The organism is Kitasatospora sp. NPDC042419 (assembly GCF_056437345.1).
Genome location: NZ_JBWKAW010000002.1, coordinates 477192 through 498240 on the forward strand (window position 1 = coordinate 477192; position 21049 = coordinate 498240).

Consider the following 21049-nt stretch of genomic DNA (forward strand, 5'->3'; position numbering starts at 1 on the left):
GAAGGGCCCGGAGGCATCAAGCCTCCGGGCCCTTCGGCGTTTCCGCTCCCGGGCGGTCTCCCTCCCGCGGGGGAGGGCGGGAAACCGGTCGGGCGGGGGAGGCGGGGACGGGGGGCTCCGGGGGAGGCTCGGCACGTTCGGCAAGGGACGTGGACGAGAGGGAGCCGGAAATGGGTGCGAGGCGGGCGCTGGGGGCCGTGGCGATCACGGGGGCGGTGCTGCTCGGGTCGGCGGGGTGCTTCCCGGGCGAGGACGACGAGGAGCGGACGGTCTCCTACGGGGTGGCCGAGCCGGTGCGGGTGCTGGTGGTCGAGGGCCGGACCGGGGGGATCGAGGTTCGGGCGGGGGACACCGTGCGGGTGGTCGAGCGGCAGAGCTACCGGGGCGAGGCGCCGGACACCCGGCACGAGGTGCGGGACGGCACGCTCAGGCTGGCGTACGACTGCACGGCCTGCGGGGTGGGCTACGAGGTGACCGTGCCGGCCGGGACGGTGGTGCGGCTGAGCAGCGGGACGGGCGGGATCCGGCTGCACGGGATGGCCGGCGCGGTGGAGGCCACGGTCGGCACCGGCGGGGTCAAGGGGACCGCGCTGACCTCGCCGACGGTGCGGGTCAGCACCGACACCGGGGGGATCGAGATGGCGTTCGCGGCGAGCCCGACCAAGGTGGAGGCGAAGGCGGTCACCGGCGGGGTCCGGTTGCGGGTGCCGGGCGGGGAGCCGTACGCGGTGGACGCCTCGGCGGGGACGGGTGAGGTCGAGGTGGCGGTGCCCCGGCAGGCGGGCGCGCCGCGCAGCATCTCGGCGCGGACCGACACCGGGGGTGTGGCGGTCACCGGTGCCTGACCGGGTGGTGCCGGACCGCGCGATGCCCGACCGCGCGGTGCGGGATGCCGGCCGGGGCGTGCCCACGGTGCTGCCGGTCGGGCATGATCTTCTCCGCGGGGGAGGCCTTCCCGCGTACGGGGGAGGAGTCACGGTGGGTCGAGCGGCGCGCTGGCGGGCGGGGCTGGCCGGGGTCAACCCGTACGCGGTGGACACCCTGCTGGCGGCCGGGTCGGCGGCGGTCTCCCTCTGGTCGGTGTACCACGACCCCGAGCCCTGGCCCTGGTGGGTCTACGCGCTGGCCCTCGGGACGGCCCTGCCGCTGCCGTGGCGGCGCCGTGCACCGGTCACGGTCATGGCGGTCAGCGGCGGGGTGTCGGCGGTGCTCTCGGTGGTCGCGCACTCGGTGATGCCGCAACTGCCGCTGTACGCCGTGATCACCCTCTACACGGTGGCCGACCGGGCCCGGGACCGGCAGCGCTGGGGAGTGCTGGCCGTGGTGGTGGCCGCCAACGTGGTGGGGACGCGGTCGCCGAACGGCATGCTGTTCTCGCTGCTGACCACGGTCGGCGCGTTCGTCTTCGGCTCGCTGGTGCGCGAGCTGCGGCGGCTGGCGCAGGTGGAGTCGGAGCGGGCCCGGGAGGCCGGCCGGCGGGCGGCCAGCGACGCGGCGCGGGCGGTGGTCGAGGAGCGGGCCCGGATCGCCCGGGAGATGCACGACATCCTGGCGCACGCCGTCTCGCTGATGGTGATCCAGGCGGAGGCGGGACCGCTGGTGGTGCGGTCCGACCCGGACCGGGCGATCAAGGCCTTCGACACCATCTCCGAGTCCGGGCGCGACGCCATGGTGCAGCTGCGGCGGGTGCTCGGCGTGCTGAAGGAGGAGGGCGCGGCGCCCGAGCTGGCGCCGCAGCCGCGGCTGGCCGAGCTGGCGGCGCTGGCCGAGCGGGTGCGCCGGACCGGGCTCTCGGTCGATCTCGAACTCGAACTCGACGGGGCCGACGGGCAGGTGCCGGCGGACGTGGCGGCGGCCGCGTACCGGATCGTCCAGGAGGCGCTGACCAACACGGTCAAGCACGCGGGCGCCTCGCGGATCCTGGTGCGGGTGGCCCGGGCGGGGGAGGAGCTGGCGGTCGTGGTCTCCGACGACGGGCGCGGGGTGCCGCTGGCCGCGAGCCGGGCCGGGCGGGCAGGACGGGTCGGGGACGGCTGGTCCGGGGGCCGCGGACTGGTCGGCATCCGGGAGCGCGCGGCGGCCTGCGGCGGCCGCGCCGAGGCCGGTCCCGGGCCGGAGGGCAGGGGTTTCCTGGTGAGCGCCCGGCTGCCCCTCGGGGCGGCGGGGCCGGTGAGCGGAGCGCGTGCGGTGGACGGATTGGGCAGAGTGGGCGGAGTGGGCGGAGCGGGCGGAGTGGGCGGGTGAAGCCGATCCGGGTGGTCGTCGCGGACGACCAGGAGCTGGTGCGGGCCGGGTTCGGGATGATCCTGGACGCGCAGCCGGACATCGAGGTGGTCGCCGAGGCCGGCGACGGCGCGGAGGCGATCGAGGCGGTCCGGGAGCACGGCCCGGACGTGCTGCTGCTGGACGTCCGGATGCCGGTGATGGACGGGCTGGAGGCGGCCCGCCGGGTCTGCGCGGAGCACCCCGGCACCAAGGTGATCATGCTGACCACCTTCGACGCCGACGACTACGTCTTCGACGCGCTGTACGCGGGCGCCAGCGGCTTCCTGTTGAAGGACGTCCGCCGGGACGACCTGGTGCACGGCGTGCGGATGGTGGCCTCCGGAGAGGCGCTGCTGGCGCCCTCGGTGACCCGGCGGCTGATCGGCGAGTTCGCCGCCCGGAGGCCGGGCGGCGCGGAGCGGGCGGTGCGGCCGCCGTCCCGGCTGCTGGAACAGCTGACCGCGCGCGAGCGCGAGACGCTGCGGCTGCTGGCCCGCGGGCTCTCCAACGCGGAGATCGCCGCCGAGCTGGTGGTGAGCGAGCACACGGTGAAGACCCACGTCAGCAACGTGCTGGCCAAGCTGGGCCTGCGCGACCGGGTGCACGCGGTGGTGTTCGCGTACGAGGCGGGCGCGGTGGTGGCGGGCGAGGACTGACGGCTCCCCGGGGCGACCGGGGGCCGGGCGGGTGGCTCCCCCGTGCGGGGGAGCGGCGGGTTTCGCCGGTGCGGGCGATCCGCGACGAGGGGGACCGCGGACAGGATCCGGGGTGTCGGATCGACCGGCCCATCCACAGGGGAGCACTCATGGACACCTCGAAGCTCGCTCGCGTCACCCCGTTCGCGGTCGTCGGCGGACCAGCCCTGATGGCGCTGTACGGCGGCATCCGGCTGCTGGAGGGGTCGCGTGACCCCGGCACCGGCTGGCTGGTCGGCCACAGCCTGATGCTGGCGGGGCTGGTGCTGTTCGTCCCGGTGCTGGTCGCGCTGGAGCGGTGGCCGGCGCCGGACCGTACGGCCGCGGGCCGGGTCGCGGCGGGCACCGCCCTCGGGGTGGCGCTCACCGGGCTGGCCGCCTCGATGGTGCAGATCGGCATCGACCTGTACGTGGGGGCGGTCGCCGTCGACAAGGCCGACCAGCACCGGCTGTTCGACAGCATCCAGAGCCACCCCGGGGTGGTGCCGGCGGTCTACTCGGTGGGCCCGCTGCTGTTCTACGTCGGCCTGCTGGCGCTGCTGGTGGCCGGCACGGTGGGGCGGGCGCGTTCGCTGCGCTGGTGGAGCCCGGTGCTGATGCTGGCCGGGACGGTGCTGACGGCGGCGGACCTGGCGCTGATCCCGGTCGCCGCGGGCTGCTACCTGGTGGCGCTGATGCCGCTGGCGGGCGTCGGCGGTGTCGGCGGCGCCGGCCGGCCGGCCGCGGCCTGAGCCGGAGCCGGAGCCGCGCCGGGGCCGAGCCGCGCCGGTCCGGGGGCGGTTGCCGGGGCGGCCCCGGCGGCGGCGCGGGTATCGACGGCGGCGCGGATATCGGTGGCGGGCCGGCGGGATGCGCCCGTACCGTCCGGGGCATGAACGCGAAGCGCCCGCTGATCGCCGTCCTCACCGGAGCCGGGATCTCGACCGACTCCGGCATCCCCGACTACCGAGGCCCGAACGGCCTCTGGCAGCGTGACCCGGAGGCCCAGCAACTGGTCACCGTCGGCCCGTACCTGGCCGATCCGGACGTGCGCCGCCGGGCCTGGGTGATGCGCGCGGAGGCCGGCGCGCTCGCCGCCGAGCCGAACGCCGGGCACCGCGCGCTGGTCGATCTCGAACGGTCCGGGCTGCCCGTCCGGGTGCTCACCCAGAACGTCGACGGGCTGCACCAGCAGGCCGGCCAGACCGCCCGCAAGGTGCTCGAACTGCACGGCACGGCACGGGAGGTGCAGTGCGTGCGGTGCAAGGTGGTGGGCCCGATGACGGAGGCGCTGGACCGGGTGGCGGCGGGTGAGCCGGACCCGGACTGCCGGGCCTGCGGCGGGGTGCTGCGGCCGCGCACCGTCATGTTCGGCGAGGAGCTGGACCCGCAGGTGCTCCAGCAGGCCGACGCCGTCTCCAAGGCCTGCGAGCTGTTCATCGCCGTCGGCACCAGCCTGCAGGTCTTCCCGGCCGCGGCGCTGCCGTACAACGCGGTGCGGACCGGGGCCCGGCTGATCGTGGTGAACGGCGAGCCGACGCCGTTCGACGAGGCCGCCGACGAGGTGATCCGCGAGCCGATCTCCGCCTCGCTGCCGGCCCTGGTCCGCCGACTGGTGGCCCGGTACCGCTGACGTCCCGGGGGGTCCGCAGGCCCCCGGGGGTCCGGGCGCGTCGGTGACGAACAGGTATCCACTGGACGAACTGCCCAGTCCCGGTGGCTTGTTCTGCGCTACGCTGCCGAACGGAGCGGCGTGGCCGGATCCGGCCACCGGGGGGAGGCTGCGCGGGCGGCTGCCCCCGTGCGCCGCACCTGCCGCGGGCGTTCACCCCCGTGGCGGCGCGCACCGAAGGAGCCCTCATGACGTCAGGCCCACTGCTGGACCGCCGCGCGATCGGGGGTGAGCTGCGCGCGCTGGCGGCCCGCCCGGGGCTGGCGCACCGTCAGGAAGAGCTCAAGGAGCTCGGGTTGGCGATCTCGGGCACCGGCGACCTGGACCAGTGGGCCGAACTCGACCTGGTGCACAGCTTCGTCCGGCCGGAGAGCGTCCGGGCGGCGGTGCGGCCGCAGTCCGAGCCGAGGTTCTGGTCCTGGCTCGAAGTCGCCCTCGGCGGGCTGGTGTTCGTCCCGCTGCTGGTCACCTGGGCCGGGCTGATGCAGGCGACCAGCGCCTACCAGGCGCTGATCGGCGCGGACGCCGCGCAGGCCGCCCGGCCGTTCCTCCAGCTCTGGCAGACCGGCTTCGAGGGCCGGCTGGCCGGCTGGGCCACCTTCGGTGACATCGCCCTGTCCGCCACGCTGTTCATCGCTCTGCTGCTGGTGTTCTCCGTCGCGCACGGCGTCCGCAGGGCCGGGGCCGACCGGCGCGAGGCCGGCGCGGCGCAGGAGGCGGAGGACCTGCTGGCCGAGCTGGCCCCGGTGCTGACCCGGGCGCAGCTGGTGCTGAACGAGCGCCGCCGCTCCTCCCCGCAGCGGTTCGTCGCCGAGCTCACCGGTGCGGCGGAGACCCTGGAACGGCTCGGCCGGCAGGCCGCCGACACCCAGCGGGACCTCAGCGGGGCGGCGCTGGTGGTCGAGCGGTCGGTGATCGGGGCCGGGGAGCGGCTGGCCGAGGTGGGGGCGGCGGTCGACCCGCTGCGGACGGCCGTCGACGGGGTCGAGAAGGCGGTCGCCGGCGTCGGGAAGGCCGTGCGGGACAGCGGGGAGAAGCTCGCCGGGACCGTCCGGGACGGCGCCGCGGCCACCGAGGACCTGGTCCGGCGCGGCGGGCGGCAGGCGGCCGAGGCGGCCGACGCCGTCCGGCAGGCCACCGAGCGGGTCGGCACCGAACTGTCCGGCGCGGGCGGGCGGGTGGAGGACGCGGTGCGGGACCTCGCGGTCGCCCAGCGAGGGTTCACCACCGGTGCGGAGACCGTCGCCGACGTCGGCGGACGGCTGCTGGAGCAGCTCGACGGGCTGGCCCGCGAGGTCGCGGCGATGGCCGACCGGGTCGCCGCGGCGTCGTCGGCGGCCACCGCCGCGGCGGCGCGGCTGGACGCCCGCGACGCCTTGGACGTCCGGGACGCCCGGGACGCCCGGGACGCCCGCGATGCCCTGGAGGTCCGGGACGGACGGCCCGGCCGGTCGCCCGGAGACCTGCTGGTCAAGTCGCTGCCGGAGGACGGCCCCGGGGCGGGCGGCACCCGCTCGCGCCCCTCGGACGGTCCGGACCCGGCCGTGGACGAGCAGACGCTGCTGGAGCTGGACGAGGTGCCGGTACGGCAGGCGGGCCGATGAGGAACCGCTTCCGGACCGGGCGGCCGCGCGTGCGGGGCGCGCACCTGGTGGGCTGGCTCTTCGCCGACCTGCTGCTGGTGCTGGCCCTGGTCGCGATGGGCGACCAGGGCGACCCGGTGGCGGCCGCGCGGGCCACCGCGACACCCACGGCCACGCCGAGTGGGAGCGCCACCGCCCCGGCCTCCGCCACACCCCCTCCGGCGCCCACCCCCACCGGCCCGCGCGGGGTGGAGCACGACGCGGTCACCGTCGACGTCACCGGGGACTCCTCCGACACGGCCGGCCTGGTGTCGCAGATCCGCGCGGGCACCGAGCGCTACGCCGGCCGGCAGGCCGCGGTGGTGCTCACCTTCGGCAGCAACCGCGACCCGGGGGTCGGCCAGGCCTACGCCCACACCGTCAACGGCCTGCTCGCGCAGGCGCGGCCGGAGATGTTCCAGGGCACCACCACCCGGGACTTCATCTCGCTGACGGACAACCCCCGGCACGCCTCGCTGGAGATCTACTTCTACACCGGCTGACCGGGCGGCCCCGGCCGGACGGCCCGGGCTGCCCGGTCGGAACCGCACGTCCAACCCGCTCTGACCTGCAAGTCAAAGGAGAAGTGCAGTGCAGATCCTCCCGTTCTACGCCGTGTGCGACGAGTCGGGGTCGATGAGCGCCGACATCGACACCCTCAACAAGGCCCTGTTCAACCTCCACCAGGAGATCAGCACCAACCCGACCATCGCCGACAAGACCCGGTTCGGGCTGATCGGCTTCTCCACCGACGCCAACGAGCTGCAGCCGCTGGTCGACCTGAGCGACCTGGACGAGCTGCCGGCCCTGGAGGCGTCCGGCCTGACCTCCTTCGGCAACGCCTTCGACCTCCTGCGGCGAGCGATCGAGCGGGACGTGCAGCAGCTGAAGGCGGACGGGCACGACGTCTACCGTCCGGTGGTCTTCTTCCTCTCCGACGGCGTGCCGACCGACTCCGACTGGGAGCAGCCGTACCAGGACCTGCTCGCCGCCGCGTTCCGGCCGCACATCATCGCCTTCGGCATCGGCCAGGCGGACCGCACGGTGATCGCGCAGGTCGCCACGTTCAAGGCGTTCATGCAGGAGGAGGGGACGGCGGACCCGGCGGTCGCGCTGCGGGAGTTCGCCGCCAGCCTCACCCGGTCGATCGTCCGCTCGGTGAGCGGGGCGACCGCGGCCGGGCAGGGCATGAGCCTCCAGGTCGACGACCACGTGCCCGGGTTCACCGCCGTCTCGCTCGACAAGCTCTGAGCCGGGCCGCCAGGTGAACCCGTACGACAACCCGCCGCCCGGCCCGGGGCCGGAGCCCGCGCCGGAGCGGCGGCCCGACCCGATCGACGTCGCCTCCTCCGTCTACGAGTACGGCTGGGAGGCTGCCCCGGTCGCCCCGGTCGCCCCGGTCGCCCCGGTCGCCCCGGTCGCCCCGGTCGCCCCGGTCGCGGCCAGGTCCGTGCCGTCCACCCCGGTGCCGTTCCTGCCGCACCCGCCCGCTCCCCGGCCGGATGCGGCGGGGCGGCCCGGCCGGGTGCGGGCCGAGGGCGCCCCGGACGATCGGGCCGAGGGCGGACCGGCCGTGCGGCCGGCGCCGGGCGAGGAACCGGGCGCCCTCCACCACGTCGGCCGCAAGCCCCCGGCCTACACCCCCGAGCCGACCGACATCCCCGCGGTCGGCACCGACCGCTACGGCGCGCTGCTGCCGGACACCGTGGTGGACGGCGGGACCTTCGGTCCGGTGACGGTCCGCGCCGCGTCCGTCCGCGGCGACTCGCACCGCTACCAGGCCGAGTGCCGCCAGGACGCCGTCCTGGTGGCCAGGGCCGGTGACCTGCTGCTGCTCGCGGTGGCCGACGGCGTCGGCTCCCAGCCGCACTCCCAGCGCGGTTCCAACGGGATCGTCCGGCTGCTGGCCAAGCAGGTCGCCGACCGGGCGGACACCCTGCTGGCCTGCCTGCGGGCCGGCGCGGAGGTCGACTTCGCCAGCCTGATGGCCCAGCTGATCGCCGCCGCGGCGGTCGAGCTCGCCCAGGAGGCGGAGCAGAGCGGGCTGTCGCCGAAGTCCCACTCGACGACGTTGCGGGCCCTGCTGGTGCCGGCCGACCCGGGCACCCCGGTCCGGGGCTTCGCCTCGGTCGGCGACGGCGGCCTGCTGCGCCTGCGCGAGGGCGTCTGGCGCAACCTCGACGAGGAGGAGGGCGACGGCTCGCTGATCAGCACCCGGACCGACTGCCTCCCCGAGGCGTACGACCACGCCCGGGTCCGGCTGATCACCGACGCGTCCCCCGGCGACCTGCTGGTCCTCTGCACCGACGGTCTGGCGCTGCCCCTGCTCAAGGAGCCGGAGCTGCAGGGGTTCCTCGCCGACCGGTGGGGCGGCGAGGACGTCCCGGGCCTGGCCGAGTTCCTCTGGCAGGCGCAGGTGCGGGTGCGCAGCTACGACGACGACCGCACGGTCGTCTGCCTCTGGGAGTCCGCCCGGTGAGCGCCCCGGACATCGCCACGGCGCTGGCCGGCGGGGCGGACGTGGAGCTGGCGCTGCTGGCGGTCGGCGCCGAGGCCGGCCGCGGCGGGCAGGGCCTGGTGCAGCGCCTGGCCGGCTATCCGGGCCTGCTGTTCAAGCGCTACCTCGACCCCGGGAAGGTGCACGGCCCGGCCCTGGCCGAGCTGGTCCGGCTGCGGCTCGCGCTGTCGGGGGAGGAGCGGGACCGGCTGGACGCGCAGGCCGCCTGGCCGCTCTGCCGGGTGGTCGACGGCCCGGGCTGCGTCGGCTTCCTGATGCAGGAGGCGCCGGTGGCGATGACCTGGCAGACGGCGGCCGGAGGGCGCCGGCTCACCGAGGCGCAGTACCTCTTCTACCCGGAGAAGGCCGCCACCCAGGGTGTGGTCCGCCCGGATCCGGAGCAGCGGCTGGCCCTGGTGCTGGAGCTGGCCGGGCTGGTCGAGCGGCTGCACCGCTGGGGGCTGGTGATCGGCGACCTCTCGCACGCCAACGTGCTCTGGACGGTGGTGCCCGCGCCGGCCGTCCACCTGCTCGACTGCGACGGGGTCCGCCGGGTCGGGGCGGCGCCGGTCCTGGAGCAGACCGACACGCCCGACTGGGCGGACCCGCTCTCCCCGCACGGCAGCAGCGCCACCGTGGACAGCGACCGCTACAAGGCGGCGCTGCTGTTCGGGCGGACCCTGGCCCAGGACCCGTACCTGACGCCGGAGCAGCCGTTCGAGCCGCTGCCCGACGTGCTGTCGGACCGGCAGTTGGTGACGGTCCGGCGGCTCTGGGAGCAGGCCGGCGGCCCGTACGGGACCAGGCCGGACCTGACCGCCTGGCTGCAGGCGCTCGGCGGCCGGGGCAGCATCCCGCTGGGGCCCGGCGGTCTGCCCAGGGCCGCCCGCCCGGTCGACGAGCGGCTGTTCGACGGGCGGGCCCCGCGGGGCAGCATCCCGCTGCGCCGCCCGACCTGACCCCGGGCGGCCGGGGTCGGACGCCCGGGCGCCCGGACGGCCGGGGGCGGAGCGGCCGGGTTGGGGCGGAGCGGCCGGGTTGGGGGCGGAGCGGCCGGGGGCCGGAAGGAGCGGAGGCCGGAGGGCCCTGGGGCCGGACGGGCCGCATGCGTACGATGATCCTTCCGGCTTCCCCTCACGGCCTGGAGTGATCGACCGATGACGACGACGGCGAAGTTCGACCCCTGGTCGGCGGAGTTCGTGGCCCACCCGTACGACGCCTACGCCGACCTGCGCGCGCAGGCCCCGGCCACGTACTACGAGCCCACCCGGCAGTGGCTGGTCCCGCGGTACGAGGACGTCAGCGCGCTGCTGCGGGACCGCCGGCTCGGCCGGACCTACACCCACCGCTTCAGCCACGAGGAGTTCGGCCGCCCCGCGCCCGACCCGGCGCACGAGCCGTTCCACACCCTCAACGACAACGGCCTGCTCGACCTGGAGGCGCCCGACCACACCCGGATCCGCCGGCTGGTCTCCAAGGCCTTCACCCCGCGCATGGTCGAGGGGCTGCGCCCGACCGTCCGGCGGCTCGCCGGCGAGCTGGTGGACGGCCTGCTCGCGGCCGGCGGCGGCGACCTGATCGGCGCCGTCGCCGAGCCGCTCCCGGTCGCGGTGATCGCCGAGATGCTGGGCGTCCCGGAGTCCGACCGGCACCTGCTGCGCCCGTGGTCCGCCGACATCACCGGCATGTTCGAGCTGAACCCGACCGAGGAGGCCGCCCGCCGGGCCGTCACCGCGAGCACCGAGTTCTCCGACTACCTGCGTGCCCTGATCCGCGAGCGCCGCGCCACCCCCGGCGGCGACCTGATCAGCGCGCTGATCCAGGCCCAGGAGGGCTCGGACGCGCTCAGCGAGCAGGAGATGGTCTCCACCTGCGTGCTGCTGCTCAACGCCGGCCACGAGGCCACCGTCAACACCACCGGCAACGGCTGGTGGGCGCTGTTCCGCAACCCCGGCGAGCTGGCCCGCCTGCGCGCCGACGTCGACGGCCTGCTGCCCACCGCCGTCGAGGAACTGATGCGCTGGGACACCCCGCTGCAGATGTTCGAGCGCTGGGTGCTGGAGGACATCGAGGTGGGCGGCGTCACCGTCCCCCGCGGCTCGGAGGTCGCCCTGCTCTTCGGCTCGGCCAACCGCGACCCGGAGCGCTTCACCGACCCCGACCGGCTCGACCTCGGCCGCGCCGACAACCCGCACATCACCTTCGGCGCGGGAATCCACTTCTGTCTCGGCGCCCCGCTTGCCAGACTGGAGCTCACCGAGTCGTACGGCGCGTTGCTGCACCGGGCACCGGGCCTGCGGCTGGTCCGCGAGCCCGAGTGGCGCCCGGGCTACGTGATCCGGGGGCTGAAGGAACTGCTGGTCGAGGTCTGACCGGCCGAGGTCCGGCCGGAGCACCCCGGCCGGACGAGGGGGAGTGGCGGCGTGGGCGAGGGCAAGGCGACGGGCGCACTGCTGGGGCTGGCGATCGGCGACGCGATGGGCAAGCCGACCGAGTTCCAGGACGTCGAGCAGATCGCGTGGGAGTGGCCCGACTGGCGGCGGCTCCCGTTCCCGGCGAACGGGCTGGTCACCGACGACACCCAGATGACCCTCGCCCTGGCGCGCGGCCTGCGCACCGCCCTGGAGCGCGGGCCGCTCGGCCCGCTGCGGCTGGAGCGGCCGGTGCGCGAGGAGTTCATCGACTGGTGGCGCTCGCCGGACAACAACCGGGCCCCCGGCAACACCTGCCTGGCCTCCTGCTACCGGCTCAGCACGCCCGGCCGCCCGTGGCAGGCGGCGAGCGACATCGGCTCCAAGGGCTGCGGCGCCAACATGCGGGTCGCCCCGCTCGGCCTGGTCCGGGAACTGACCCCGGCCCAGCTGGCCGGCGCCGCCCAGCTCCAGTCCGGGCTCACCCACGGCCACCCCACCGCACTGGCCGCGAGCGACCTCACCGCCTACGCCGTCCGCAAGCTGGCCGAGGGCCTGCCGCCGGCCGGTCTGCCCGCCGTGCTGCGGGCGTACGCGCTGGCCAACCGCACCCGGTACGACCGGACCTGGCTCGGCGACCTCGCCGAGCGCGCCCAGGACCGCGGCCCGGAGGCGTTCATCGCCCGGGGCTGGGACGACTGCCTGGCCGTGCTCGACCGGCTCACCGCCGCGCTGGCCGCGCCCGACGTCGAGGCCGACCCGTGCCTGGCCACCGGCGAGGGCTGGATCGCCGAGGAGGCGCTCGCCACCGGGCTGCTCTGCTTCCTGCTGATGCCGGACGACCCGGTGGCCGCCGTCCGCCGGGGCGCTTACTCCTCCGGGGACTCCGACTCGATCGCCTGCCTGACCGGCGCCTTCGCCGGGGCGCACCTGGGCGCGGACGCGTGGCCCGCCGAGTGGGTGGAGCGGATCGAGCACCGGGACGAGCTGCTGGAGTTCGGCGCGCTCTGGGACTGACGGCGCTCCGGGGGCGACGACGCTCCGGGGCCGACGGTGCTCCGGCACTGACGGTGCTCCGGGGCCGCCACCGCTCCGGGGCCGCCAGCGCTCCGGGGCCGTCGCGGCGGGGCCGGGGAACCGTCCCAGGCCCGGCCGCGTCGAACCGGCACCGAGGCGCGGGCACCGGCCCGCGCCGCCGACCGAGGGGACGGGACCAGCCATGTCCGTCCGCACCCGCCGCCCGGCGGTGCTCCTGCTCTGCTGCACCGCGCTGCTCGCCGGCTGCGGCTCCACCGGAGCCGGCCAGACCGTGGTCCGCGTCTCGGCCCCCGAGTCGCCGCCGCCCGTCGACCCCGCCCGGATCACCGCGACCGCCGCCGCCACCGGAGCCTTCGGCCTGGACCTGCTGCACACCCTCACCGCCGACCCCGCCGCGGCCGGCCGCAACCTGGTGCTCTCGCCGTCCGGCCTCGCCACCGCGCTCGCCATGCTGCTGCCCGGCGCCCGCGGCACCAGCGCCGAGGAGCTCGCCAAGGCCCTGCACACCGAGCTCACCCCGCAGCAGTACGCGCTCGCCACCGGCGCCCTCAACCGCCGCGCCCCGGGCACCGGGGGCAAGGAGGGGCCGGTCCTGAAGCAGTCCGACGACCTCTGGGCCCAGAAGGACTTCCCGATCGACCAGGGCTACCTGGGCGTACTGGCCGCCGCCTTCGGCACCGGTGTGCACACCACCGACTTCCGCAAGGACCCGGAGGGCGCCCGGAAGGCCGTCAACTCCGCCGTCGAGAAGGCCACCGAGGGCCGGATCAAGGACCTCTTCGGGAAGGGACAGATCAACCAGGACACCCGGCTGGCGCTGACCGACGCGCTCTACCTCAAGGCCGACTGGGTCCACCCGTTCAAGGGCCGGGACACCGCGGACCGGCCGTTCCACCGGCTCGACGGCTCCGAGCCGGCCGTCCCCACCATGGCGCTGAAGGAGCAGCTGCGCTACGCCGAGGGCTCCGGCGGGATCCTCGGCGAGCCCTGGCAGGCCGTCGAACTCCCCTACCTGGGAGGCACGTTGGCGATGGACCTGGTGGTGCCCGCGCAGGGCGGCTTCGAGGCCTTCCGCAAGGGCCTGGACCAGGCCCAGCTGGACCTGATCCTGGGCTCGCTCACCGGGCGGACCGTCGACCTCACCCTGCCGAAGTTCCGCTTCGACACCGCCAACGACCTGAAGCCCGCCCTCCAGGCCCTCGGCGTCAACGCCGTGTTCGGCCCCGGCGCCGACCTCTCCGGCATCCCCGGTGCGGGCGTGACCGAGCAGCTCAAGGTCGGCACGGTGGTGCAGAAGGCCACCGTCCAGGTCGACGAGAAGGGCACGGTCGCGGCCGCGGGCAGCGGCGTCAGCGTCGAGGCGATGGCCGGGGCGGTGCCGAGGGACGCGGTGCAGCTGCACATCGACCGGCCGTTCCTCTTCCTGATCCGCGACACCGCCACCGGCCGGCCGCTCTTCCTCGGCCAGGTCACCGACCCGCAATCCAGGTGAGACCGACCCCGGGCCGGGTGGGACCGACCCCGGGCCAGGTGAGACCGACCCCGGGCCGGGTGGGCCGCGGCGCTCCGGCGGCCGCGGCTCACCAGGCCGGGTAGCGGTCCCCGAGCGCCGGGTGCCCCGGCTCGCGGCTGCCGAACAGCACCAGCAGGTCGTCCGCCACCCGCAGCAGCGTCTCCCGGCCCTCCACCGCGTCCGTCCAGTCCGCCGACAGCGCCGAGGCGCCGTACGCCGCGCCGACCAGGTTGCCGCAGACCGCCCCCGTGGAATCGCTGTCCCCCGAGTGGTTCACCGACAGCAGCAGCGCCGTCCGGGCCGGCTCCGGCCCCGAGGTCCCCGCCAGCAGGCAGTACACCGCGATCGCCAGGCACTCCTCGGCGATCCAGCCCAGCCCCACCCGCTCCACCACCTCCGCCGACGGCTCGGCCTCCTCGGCCACCCGCACCGCCCGGGCCAGCGCCTGGACCGTCTCCTTGGACGCCGGCCACTCCCGGACCTGCTCCACCGTCTCGCCGACCGCCGCCCACGGCTCCACCCCGGCCGCCAGCCGCTCCACCAGCGCCGCGAACGCACCCGCCGCCAGGTAGCCGGTCGGATGCCCGTGGGTCAGCTGCGCGCACTGCGCGGCCAGTCCGAACGACTGCTCGGCGCCCAGCCGGGCCAGCCCGAACGGCGCCGACCGCATCACCGTGCCGCACCCCTTCGAGTGCGCGTTGATCGGCCCCGGCTGCCCCAGCGCGGCCGGCGCCTCGAACACCGGGTGGTACTTCACCCCGGTCAGACACGCCTCGCCCGGGGCCCGCCGCGCGTACAGGAACGGCTCGCGCAGCAGCCAGCCGTCGTACGGGCGGGCGAGCGGGCTCCGGTCCGGAGCGCCCTGCTGCTGGGTCAGCAGCCACCGCCGGTACGCGCCGTGCACCGCCTCCGGCACCGAGCCGCCGCCGCCCGACCAGCCCCGGACGAAGCCGCGGATCAGCCCCTCGGCGGTGAACAGCGTCATCTGGGTGTCGTCGGTGACCTCGGCGACCAGGCCGTCGCCCGGCAGGCCGGTCACCCCGGCCGGGCCGTAGCGCTCGCGGATCTGGTACAGCCGCAGGAACTCCACCGGCCAGCCCAGCGCGTCCCCGACCGCCCCGCCGATCAGCGCCCCGCGCACCCGGTCCCGGTACCCCGGCTGCTCGCCCACCGCCACCGTCGTCCCCCTCGCTCGTCGCCGCGCCGCTCCGGACGGTGCCCGGGCCGGCCGCTGTCCGTTCTACCAGGACCCGTCCGGTCAGCCCCGGATCTCCCCGGCCCGGCCGTGCAGCGCCGCCCGGTCCGCGGCCGCCCGGCCCGCCGCCCAGCCCTCGCCGTCGCTCACCCGGACCCGCTGCGACACCAGCTTCGGGAACATCCGGCCCACCTCCTGGTCGACCGCCGCCGAACGGGCCGCCAGCGCGGGCAGCAGCCGCTCGTCCGGCACCAGCTGCTCCTCGGTGCCGTCCGGCCGCAGGTGCCGGCCGGCCGCCGCGTCCGTGGTCGCCCGCTCGGTCGCCTCGGCCAGCCGCTCGCGGATCCGCGTCGCGTACGCCACCAGGAAGGACTGCCGGAACGCCTTGGTGCGCGAGGCGCCGTCCAGGTGCTGGCGGGAGCCCGCCTTCTGCATCGCGTGGGTCGCCTGCACCAGCAGCGAGGTGTACAGCAGCTCCACCCCGTCGAGGTCCGCGTCGAAGCCGATCAGGGTGCAGAAGCCGAACTCCTTCGCCCACACCACCCGGCACCGGTTGGCCGCCGCCACGGCGTCCAGCAGCATCGTCTTCGGGCCCTCGTACGGGTTGTCCACCCCGATCCGCAGCGCCCCCGGGGCGTTGCGGTCCGTACCGTCGACCGCGAGCAGCGCCTCGTCGATGCTGTGCTGCGCCATCAGCTGCTGGGCCTTGGCGGTCAGCGCCTCGGCCTCCTCCGGGTACTCGGTGGACTCGGCCTTCGCCAGCAGCGCCCGGATCCGCGGCAGCATCCGCGGCTCGCCCGCGACCGGACCGGGCCGCTCCCGCCGGGCGGACTGTCCGGCCTGCCCCGGCGCCGGGCCGACCGGGGCGATCGGCGGCAGCCGGCCCCAGATCCGCAGCAGCTCCAGGACGGCGGTGGCCAGCGCGAACCGGTCCAGCCGGTGCCGCTGCGCGAAGGCCTCCAGGTACGCCTCGTCGGCGGGCCACCAGGCCGCCGTCTCCAGCTCGCGCAGCTGCTCCTGCCAGCGCCGGTCCAGCGCGGCCGCCGGGTGCCGGCGGCCCTCGGCGGCGATCAGGTCCACCGCCAGCGCCAGGTGCACCGGCTTCAGCTCCCGCCGCACCACGCGGGCCAGGTCGGCGGGACGCCAGCCGGCCGACCAGCACCGGCCGAGCGAGGTGTCCGCGGACGCCAGCACCGCCCGGCTGACCGCCGGCCACTGCCCGGGGGAGGCCGCCAGCAGCGACGCCCCGGTGTCCAGTGCGAGGTCGAGGCCGTCCTCGGGCGCGGTGAGCACGGCTCGCACCGCCTGCTCCAGCAGCGGTCCGGCGCTCCCGTCCGTCGCGGTTCCGCCCGGTTGCCTGCGCTTGCCCACGGTGCTCCCGCTCTCGTCCCACGTCCGGGTGCGGTCCGCACCCTCGCCCATGATGCCGGAGCGCAGCGGACGACGACGGGCCCGCGACCCCCGTCGGCGGGCGAGCGGCCCCGGCGGCCCCCCGCTCGCGTGAGGGGCCGCCGGGGGTGAGCGCAGCGCCGTGCCGGTCGGGGCGCGCGAGGGACGGGCGTCAGCGTTCGACGGCCTTGGCGAGGATCTCCGGGACGCGCTCCAGCAGGCGGCCGGCGGCGAGGCGGACGCCCAGGACCGCGACCAGGGCGCCGTACAGCGGGCCGACGAGGAGGACCGGCCAGGTCGGGGCGTCGGCGATCAGGGCCCAGCCGAGGTATCCGGCCACCGGGGAGGCGAGCAGCGCGCTGCCGAACATCGAGCCGAAGCTGTTGACCGCCACCAGCCCGCCCTGGCCGGGAGCGGCGTTGCGCATCGGGTTGTTGTCGGCGGGCATGGTGTACGGCGTGAGCACGCTGAGCACGGCGCCGATCGCGATGCCGCTGCCGAGCAGGGCGAACGCCACGCCCAGCGCCGACGGCAGGTGGGCCCAGTCGCCGGTCACGGCGGCCAGCACCGGCGCGAGCACCACGATGACGGGGACGGCGTACGAGACGACGGCGTACGCCCGGCCGCGCAGCTCGTCCCGGGCGTCGGCCGGGGTGAGCAGGGTGGCGGCGACCATCCAGAACGCCGACCCGTCCATGCCGAACAGGTTGAGCATCTGCAGGCCGAGGAACCCTCCGGCCATCGCCACCAGGTAGACCGTCGACCAGCCCTGGACCACCGACAGCACGCAGACCACCAGCGTCATCCCGATGCTGGTGAAGACCGCGGCCTTGGCCCGCGGCTCCCGCCACGCGTACCGCAGGTGGCGCTGCATCACCGCGCCGACCCGGCCCTCCGGCAGGAAGCGCCAGCCGCGCGAGCCCTGGACGTCGCGCACCACCTCCAGGGTGGAGGCGTCGGCGGTGACCATCAGCTGCTGGAGGCTGGCCCGCCACCAGCGCAGCAGCAGCACCAGCAGGGCGGCGGTCGCGGCCAGCTGGAGCAGGGCGAGCCCGTACCGGCCCTCGCCGGCGGTGCGGACCGCGTCGACCGCGCCGACCGGTGGCACCCAGCGCAGCACCGAGGCGAACGGCGCCAGCGGGCTGAGGTCGAGGCCGTGCTCGCCGGCCTTGCCGAAGACGCTCTGCGAGCCGACGTTGGCGATCTGCACGAGCAGGGCGAAGAGCAGTCCGCCGAAGATGGCGAAGTCCTTGCCGCGCCGGCTGGAGAGCAGCCGGGCGTTGCCGGCCGCGACCGCGCGGGACAGGACGACCACGCTGAGCACCGCCAGCGGCACGCCGACCGCCCCGGCCACCGCCGAGGCCGCGCCGTCGGCGCCGGAGAGCGCGGCACCGGTGAACAGGATCAGGCTGACCAGCGGACCGGGGCCGAGCAGCGAGGCCAGCACCGAGCCGCGGAGCAGCGGCGCGGGCCGCAGCGGCAGCATGGTGAGCCGGGTCGGGTCGGAGCTCTCGTCACTGGCGAAGAGGAACAGCGGGATCGCGGCCCAGCCGAGGGTGAGCGCCCCGGCGAGGACGACGCCCGCGTCGCCCGACGAGCCGCCGTCGGCGCGGCCGTTGAGCAGCGCGAGGGCGAGGGCGATCCCGGTCGCGAAGAGCACGCCGAGGACGGCTCCGACGACGTACAGGACGGCCCGGCCGCGGTTGCGCCGCAGGCCGTTGCGGAGCAGCCGGAGCTTGAGCGAGACCAGGGTCCGGACCACCGTGCGGTCGTCGGGCACCCCGGCCTGGACGGACGGCGCGGCCGACGGCGCGGCGGGCGAGGCGGCGGCGGGGGAGGTGCTCACCGCTCGCCCCCGCCGAGCCAGCCGAGCGCCTGGCCGTCGTCCTCGCGGACGCCGATCAGCTCCAGGAAGGCCTCGTGCAGGCTGCGCCCGCCGCGGACGGCGTCGAGCGGTCCGTGGGCGATGACCCGGCCGGCGCTGATCACGGCGACCCAGTCGCAGAGCTGCTCGACCAGCTCCATCACGTGGCTGGAGAAGACGACGGTGGAGCCGGCCGCCGCGTACCGCTTGAGCACCCCGCGGATGGTCTGCGCGGAGACCGGGTCGACGCCCTCGAAGGGCTCGTCGAGGAAGAGCACGTCCGGGTTGTGCAGCAGCGCGGCGGCGAGGCCGATCTTCTTGCGCATGCCGGTGGAGTAGTCGGCGACCAGCTTGTCGGCGTGGCCCGCGAGGTCGAGCACGGCGAGCAGTTCCTCGGCCCGGCGGTCGACCTCGGCGCCGGGCAGGCCGCGCAGCCGCCCGTTGTACTGCAGCAGTTCGCGGCCGCTGAGCCGCTCGAACATCCGCAGGCCCTCGGGGAGGATGCCGATCCGGGACTTGGCCGCGACCGGGTCGGCCCAGACGTCGGCGCCGTGGATCAGGACGGCGCCCTGGTCGGGGCGGAGCAGGCCGGTGGCCATCGACAGCGTCGTGGTCTTCCCGGCGCCGTTCGGGCCGACCAGCCCGATGAACGCCCCGGTCGGCAGCTCCAGGCTGAGCCCGGCCACCGCGGCCTGGCTGCCGAAGTGCTTCCACAGTCCCTGGATGGAGACCGCGGAGGGGACGGGGGAGACGGAGGCGGGGGACGGCGGCGGCGCTGACGCCTGCATGGCGGCCTTCTCTGCTGGTGGGCGGGCTGGTCGGACGATGATCGTTTCATGATCGACACCGGTCTGACGACAGCCTGCCACCGGCCGGGCCGGCCTGTCTCCCGGTCGGGCGGCCCGGGCGTGTCTGGGCCGAACGGGTGAGGGTCGGGCCGGGCTCGACCGGGCCCGGACAGGGGCCGAACCGAATAACCGGAAGGTGGCAACTACTCAGGGCCCCCGTTCGTCCTGCACTATGAAGAACAGTGGGCGTGCCGCGGCACGCAGGGGCGCCGGGAGGTGGCGGGATGGCCGTTCAGCCGTGGGGCGAACCGGGGTACGGGGCCGGGGGTCGCCAGCCTGCCGTCTCCGCGCAGTCGGCGATGCGCGCCGCCAACTCCGATCGCGAGCGGACCGTCGACGTGCTGAAGGCGGCGTTCGCCGAGGGGCGGCTCAGCGCGGAGGAGTACGGCGACCGGTTCACGGCGGCCAGCACCGCGCAGACCTACGGGCAGCTCGCGCAGCTGGTGGCCGACCTGCCGGCGGGCCCGATGGTGGCACCGGTGCAGATGACCGGGCCGGTGGTGCCGCAGACGTTCCTGCTCCCGCCGCCGTTCCCGCCGCCGCCGCGCCGGACCAACGCCGTCGCGGTGACCTCGCTGGTGCTCGGCCTGCTGTGCGTCCCGACCGGCGGCATGCTCGGCGTGCCGGCCGTGATCACCGGCCACATCGGCCGCCGGCAGGTGCAGGAGCGGAACGAGGAGGGTGACGGCATGGCCCTCACCGGCCTGGTCTTCGGCTGGCTGTCGATCGCGTTCTGGGTGCTGGTCGTGATGCTCGGGCTGGCCTTCGGCTGAGCACCCGCCCGCCGGGCGGGCCGCCGGGCGTCCGAGTGGCGGCGGCCCTCCGGGTGTGGTAGAGCGGCAGGAGGAGGGTCCGACACCGGGCGGCCGTGCGCGGGACACCCCGGCGACACCCGGTGTACGGCCACGACCTGCGACGTTGCATTTGTTTTGACCGCGCCCGATGCGCTAGGTACGCTCTGACCTTGTGCCTGGGGTGTCCCCGGGTCCTTGTGCGTGCATGCACACCGGCCGCCGCGCCGAGCCGGAGCGCTTTCCAGTGCCCCGAGCGTAGAGCGCCGCCGCTGTACATCAGCTCATGGGATTCCGTGTCGGAATAGCCCAACACACCCGACCGCGTGGGTCGACCACGGGGCTGTGTGTGGAGGGAACACCGCAGGTTAGTTCCACCAAGCCTTGGCACACAGAAAACGGAGAAACGGTGCCTACGATCCAGCAGCTGGTCCGAAAGGGCCGGCAGGACAAGGTCGAGAAGAACAAGACTCCCGCGCTGAAGGGCTCCCCGCAGCGCCGTGGGGTCTGCACGCGTGTGTACACGACCACCCCGAAGAAGCCGAACTCGGCTCTCCGCAAGGTCGCCCGTGTGCGCCTCACCAGCGGGATCGAGGTCACCGCTTACATCCCGGGCGAGGGCCACAACCTGCAGGAGCACTCCATCGTGCTGGTTCGCGGTGGTCGTGTGAAGGACCTTCCTGGTGTCCGCTACAAGATCATCCGCGGTTCGCTCGACACCCAGGGTGTCAAGAACCGCAAGCAGGCTCGCAGCCGCTACGGCGCCAAGAAGGAGAAGTAAGAATGCCTCGTAAGGGCCCCGCCCCGAAGCGCCCGGTCATCATCGACCCGGTCTACGGCTCCCCGGTCGTCACCCAGCTGGTCAACAAGATCCTGCTGCACGGCAAGCGCTCCACCGCCGAGCGGATCGTCTACGGCGCCCTTGAGGGCGTCCGTGAGAAGACCGGCTCCGACCCGGTCGTGACGCTGAAGCGCGCGCTGGAGAACGTCAAGCCGGCCCTCGAGGTCAAGTCCCGCCGTGTCGGTGGCGCGACCTACCAGGTTCCGGTCGAGGTCCGTCCGGGCCGCGCCAGCACCCTGGCGCTGCGCTGGATGGTCGGTTACTCGCGCGCCCGTCGCGAGAAGACCATGACCGAGCGCCTGATGAACGAGATCCTCGACGCCAGCAACGGCCTGGGCGCTTCCGTGAAGCGTCGCGAGGACACCCACAAGATGGCCGAGTCCAACAAGGCCTTCGCGCACTACCGCTGGTAGTCCGTACCCCGTCACT

General features: G+C 75.5%; 20 protein-coding genes. 16 read left to right on the forward strand and 4 right to left on the reverse strand.

The window, feature by feature from the left end; genetic code table 11:
• Positions 1-170 precede the first annotated feature (170 nt).
• The 13 genes from AC067J_RS05945 to AC067J_RS06005 all read left to right on the forward strand — a co-directional run bounded on the left by AC067J_RS05945 (position 171) and on the right by AC067J_RS06005 (position 13671).
• The gene (locus AC067J_RS05945) at positions 171-845 is read left to right on the forward strand and encodes a DUF4097 family beta strand repeat-containing protein (RefSeq protein ID WP_478296737.1); all 675 of its coding nucleotides are present in this window, start codon (positions 171-173) and stop codon (positions 843-845) included.
• Between the two features lie 133 nt (positions 846-978).
• Positions 979-2244, forward strand: a complete 1266-nt coding sequence (locus AC067J_RS05950) for a sensor histidine kinase (protein WP_478296738.1) — start codon at positions 979-981, stop codon at positions 2242-2244.
• 56 nt (positions 2245-2300) lie between these two features.
• Positions 2301-2921: a response regulator gene (locus tag AC067J_RS05955; protein ID WP_478296943.1), complete on the forward strand. Its 621-nt coding sequence runs from the start codon at positions 2301-2303 to the stop codon at positions 2919-2921.
• A 149-nt stretch (positions 2922-3070) separates the two neighbouring features.
• A complete protein-coding gene (locus AC067J_RS05960) occupies positions 3071-3691 on the forward strand; it encodes a hypothetical protein (RefSeq protein WP_478296739.1) in 621 nt (206 codons plus the stop codon).
• A gap of 140 nt (positions 3692-3831) precedes the next feature.
• Positions 3832-4572: an SIR2 family NAD-dependent protein deacylase gene (locus tag AC067J_RS05965; RefSeq protein ID WP_478296740.1), complete on the forward strand. Its 741-nt coding sequence runs from the start codon at positions 3832-3834 to the stop codon at positions 4570-4572.
• A gap of 227 nt (positions 4573-4799) precedes the next feature.
• Positions 4800-6215, forward strand: coding sequence for a methyl-accepting chemotaxis protein (locus tag AC067J_RS05970; RefSeq protein ID WP_478296741.1), 1416 nt, complete (start codon positions 4800-4802; stop codon positions 6213-6215).
• Complete coding sequence (locus AC067J_RS05975; RefSeq protein WP_478296742.1) at positions 6212-6736, forward strand: hypothetical protein; 525 nt, start codon at positions 6212-6214, stop codon at positions 6734-6736. Before AC067J_RS05970 ends, AC067J_RS05975 begins: the two co-directional genes overlap by 4 nt.
• A gap of 88 nt (positions 6737-6824) precedes the next feature.
• Positions 6825-7484, forward strand: coding sequence for a vWA domain-containing protein (locus AC067J_RS05980; protein WP_478296743.1), 660 nt, complete (start codon positions 6825-6827; stop codon positions 7482-7484).
• Positions 7485-7497: 13 nt separating this feature from the next.
• Positions 7498-8712, forward strand: coding sequence for a PP2C family serine/threonine-protein phosphatase (locus AC067J_RS05985; protein WP_478296744.1), 1215 nt, complete (start codon positions 7498-7500; stop codon positions 8710-8712).
• A complete protein-coding gene (locus AC067J_RS05990) occupies positions 8709-9689 on the forward strand; it encodes a hypothetical protein (RefSeq protein ID WP_478296745.1) in 981 nt (326 codons plus the stop codon). Before AC067J_RS05985 ends, AC067J_RS05990 begins: the two co-directional genes overlap by 4 nt.
• A gap of 198 nt (positions 9690-9887) precedes the next feature.
• Entirely contained in the window at positions 9888-11102 is a 1215-nt protein-coding gene (locus AC067J_RS05995; protein ID WP_478296746.1) for a cytochrome P450, read from the forward strand.
• A gap of 51 nt (positions 11103-11153) precedes the next feature.
• Positions 11154-12158, forward strand: a complete 1005-nt coding sequence (locus AC067J_RS06000) for an ADP-ribosylglycohydrolase family protein (protein ID WP_478296747.1) — start codon at positions 11154-11156, stop codon at positions 12156-12158.
• A gap of 202 nt (positions 12159-12360) precedes the next feature.
• Positions 12361-13671 carry a serpin family protein gene (locus tag AC067J_RS06005; protein WP_478296748.1) on the forward strand — a complete coding sequence of 437 codons (1311 nt, stop codon included), beginning with the start codon at positions 12361-12363 and terminating at the stop codon, positions 13669-13671.
• Between the two features lie 88 nt (positions 13672-13759).
• Here the strand turns inward: AC067J_RS06005 and AC067J_RS06010 are convergent, their stop codons facing one another.
• The 4 genes from AC067J_RS06010 to AC067J_RS06025 all read right to left on the reverse strand — a co-directional run bounded on the left by AC067J_RS06010 (position 13760) and on the right by AC067J_RS06025 (position 18928).
• Entirely contained in the window at positions 13760-14863 is a 1104-nt protein-coding gene (locus AC067J_RS06010) for an ADP-ribosylglycohydrolase family protein (protein ID WP_478296749.1), read from the reverse strand.
• An 87-nt stretch (positions 14864-14950) separates the two neighbouring features.
• The gene (locus AC067J_RS06015; RefSeq protein WP_478296750.1) at positions 14951-16309 is read right to left on the reverse strand and encodes a DUF2786 domain-containing protein; all 1359 of its coding nucleotides are present in this window, start codon (positions 16307-16309) and stop codon (positions 14951-14953) included.
• 139 nt (positions 16310-16448) lie between these two features.
• Positions 16449-18122, reverse strand: coding sequence for a transporter (locus AC067J_RS06020; protein ID WP_478296751.1), 1674 nt, complete (start codon positions 18120-18122; stop codon positions 16449-16451).
• Positions 18119-18928: an ABC transporter ATP-binding protein gene (locus AC067J_RS06025; protein WP_478296752.1), complete on the reverse strand. Its 810-nt coding sequence runs from the start codon at positions 18926-18928 to the stop codon at positions 18119-18121. Before AC067J_RS06025 ends, AC067J_RS06020 begins: the two co-directional genes overlap by 4 nt.
• 284 nt (positions 18929-19212) lie before the next feature.
• Between AC067J_RS06025 and AC067J_RS06030 the strand changes: the two genes are divergently transcribed.
• From AC067J_RS06030 to rpsG, 3 genes are all read left to right on the forward strand, one after another.
• Positions 19213-19761 carry a DUF1707 and DUF4190 domain-containing protein gene (locus tag AC067J_RS06030; RefSeq protein WP_478296753.1) on the forward strand — a complete coding sequence of 183 codons (549 nt, stop codon included), beginning with the start codon at positions 19213-19215 and terminating at the stop codon, positions 19759-19761.
• 427 nt (positions 19762-20188) lie between these two features.
• Positions 20189-20560, forward strand: coding sequence for a 30S ribosomal protein S12 (gene rpsL / locus AC067J_RS06035; RefSeq protein WP_014144289.1), 372 nt, complete (start codon positions 20189-20191; stop codon positions 20558-20560).
• A gap of 2 nt (positions 20561-20562) precedes the next feature.
• Positions 20563-21033 carry a 30S ribosomal protein S7 gene (gene rpsG, locus AC067J_RS06040; RefSeq protein WP_030055803.1) on the forward strand — a complete coding sequence of 157 codons (471 nt, stop codon included), beginning with the start codon at positions 20563-20565 and terminating at the stop codon, positions 21031-21033.
• Positions 21034-21049: the final 16 nt, after the last annotated feature.